A 2,034-nucleotide genomic window follows, 5' to 3' on the forward strand; every position below is an offset into this window, starting at 1 on the left:
TACTACGATCTCGAAGTGCCTCACCACCGGCACTGGACCAAACTGAAAGAATAGCTCCTGTATCAGAATATTTTTTTACTATTGCTGACCATTACTCACTACGGGCTACTACTTACTCCCGGTTAGAGTACCAGTAGTGACACGATCGTGGTAGAAATGCAGACACCATAGTTACGCGGAGGAATGATTATGTCAGGACAAGAACTGCCGGATCTTCCTGGAGAACTCGAAGAATTCCTGGACAAACCCTATGGCGGTTTATTCGGGAATACCGTTCTCGCTCAGGTTGTTGAAGAGATCGTCGCCGATCCGACGATGGATTATCGGCSCGGGTACCTTGAGGAGATGACGGGCAAAAAGGCCCCCAGCATCAGAGAGGCGCTCAAGACGCTCGTCAAACTCGGACTGATCGAGAACGTATCAAGTGACGTCCAGCATCCGGTCTATCGAGTTGTCGTCGAGTCGAAGAAGTTCATTGCGCTCTCTCTGCTGGCCTATGCCGTGCTCGACGACCGGGACGGGACGGACTGCATGAACACGGCAATCCTGGATTACTACAATAGATCGCTCAGAGCAAAAGTGGAGCCGCTTGCAGTCGCGACGAACTATGCCGGCGAATGGACTACCGGAGAAGATTGCTCTGCACGGGAAGCAGAGTCAGAATATTCGATCTTCTCTGTGGGGGCGTAACCATGGAGGAGGAGCAGAAAGAGAAGAAAGATGGAGCAATAGCCGTCGATCTCCGCAAACTCTATCGGTTCGAGCCGGGAGAACTGCAGCTGGATATCGCGCACAGTTCCTACTCAAACCTTGCGTACGTGCAGGTAGCGCACAGAGATGTCTGCATCGACTTTCTGGAGATGCCCGGCGTCCGCCGGGACGGTAGAGCGCGAATAAACGGAACACGCGTCTACATGTCGCACGCCGCCGCACAGAAACTCGCTGAAGCACTCAGTGGAATTCTTGAGAGGGTGCATACGGAGGAAGGCATGGAGAGGTACGTCCCCGGGGGTCTGAGGAGGCGACCCTCAACAGAAGTTGAGCGGGAGCAAGAAGACAGACCCGTATAGAGTTCCCACATGCTGCCGATTGATTGCGGTTCACACTCGATCGCGTAGAAGCCTCCTGTCCCGGCCCCGCCTCACTGCTTCCCGGGGTCTACCCGCCACCGAAGCCTTCCTCGATGTCGTTATCCTTGGCCGCCCTACGCGCCTCCACCGTATTCCCGGTTCTGCAACACTTCGCGATGTCATCTCCGGTTCCCTTGGGTAACTTCCCCGGACTTCCGTATCCCTTCCCGTCCCTGTGCCGGCAGCCGATCCCGCGTCCACCGCGACACGCGATCCCCGGGGCGCCCGCCCCCCGGGAATGGCAACATCGTTCAGAACCCGAAATAACCTCAGACCCAGAGCGGTCGGCTCGTAGAACACCTTCCGCTTATCGGCAAAATCCTCGAATTTGGCGATCTTCCTTGCCACAAGCCCGCCGTCGACAAGACCTTTCAGAACCGGGCCGATGGTGTTAGGGTTCGCTTTGAACTCCTCTTTAATCTCATTGAAGTACTTCCTGCCCTCGAGCACCAGGGCAATGTACACGGCCCACCGGAGATCGCTATTCAGTTCCGTCACGGCAGCCCGGGCCTCGTAGGGGACTTCGTTCAGGAATTCTTCAACGACTGCCTGCTCCATACCACACCTCAACACGGACATCGGTTACATCCGACTAACTGTTATTAATCCTACCGCCAATATAAGTTAGCATTCTGTAACTAATGGTTATAATATCGCAATGATAATACTTTCTTAATGGCACTCCCGGGGGGACGCTCGAATAGAGAATATACACCTCGCATTCGCTTCGAGAGATTGAAGCGAGAGTTCCCCATCGGCATTTACGGCTCGTTTTACCTGGAGAGAAAGAACGACCTGATCAGGCTGAGGGATGCCGTCAGGCAGTATGGTTACCACAATGCATGCATATCGGAAGACTTAGACGACAGACCTCAAGAAGCGCGAGATCCACCTGACCCCATCT

General features: G+C 54.5%; 3 protein-coding genes. 2 read left to right on the plus strand and 1 reads right to left on the minus strand.

Features of this window, described 5'->3' with window-relative positions:
* Positions 1 to 189: 189 nt before the first annotated feature.
* Together EI28_RS12420 and EI28_RS12425 are read left to right on the plus strand one after the other, a co-directional pair.
* Positions 190 to 690, plus strand: a complete 501-nt coding sequence (locus EI28_RS12420) for a hypothetical protein (protein WP_048115298.1) — start codon at positions 190 to 192, stop codon at positions 688 to 690.
* Positions 691 to 692: 2 nt separating this feature from the next.
* Positions 693 to 1,070, plus strand: a complete 378-nt coding sequence (locus tag EI28_RS12425; protein ID WP_048115301.1) for a DUF3467 domain-containing protein — start codon at positions 693 to 695, stop codon at positions 1,068 to 1,070.
* Positions 1,071 to 1,100: 30 nt separating this feature from the next.
* Here EI28_RS12425 and EI28_RS12430 read toward each other — a convergent pair whose 3' ends face one another.
* Complete coding sequence (locus EI28_RS12430; RefSeq protein WP_048115303.1) at positions 1,101 to 1,688, minus strand: MarR family winged helix-turn-helix transcriptional regulator; 588 nt, start codon at positions 1,686 to 1,688, stop codon at positions 1,101 to 1,103.
* Between the last annotated feature and the right edge of the window lie 346 nt (positions 1,689 to 2,034).

Source organism: Methanoculleus sp. MH98A, assembly GCF_000691865.1.
In the GTDB taxonomy this organism is placed as follows: Archaea; Halobacteriota; Methanomicrobia; order Methanomicrobiales; family Methanoculleaceae; genus Methanoculleus.

Bases quoted from the DNA above. Each gene is read 5' to 3' on its own strand.
- EI28_RS12425 (WP_048115301.1), top strand. From the start codon at position 693: ATGGAGGAGGAGCAGAAAGAGAAGAAAGATGGAGCAATAGCCGTCGAT.
- EI28_RS12430 (WP_048115303.1), bottom strand. From the start codon at position 1,688: ATGGAGCAGGCAGTCGTTGAAGAATTCCTGAACGAAGTCCCCTACGAG.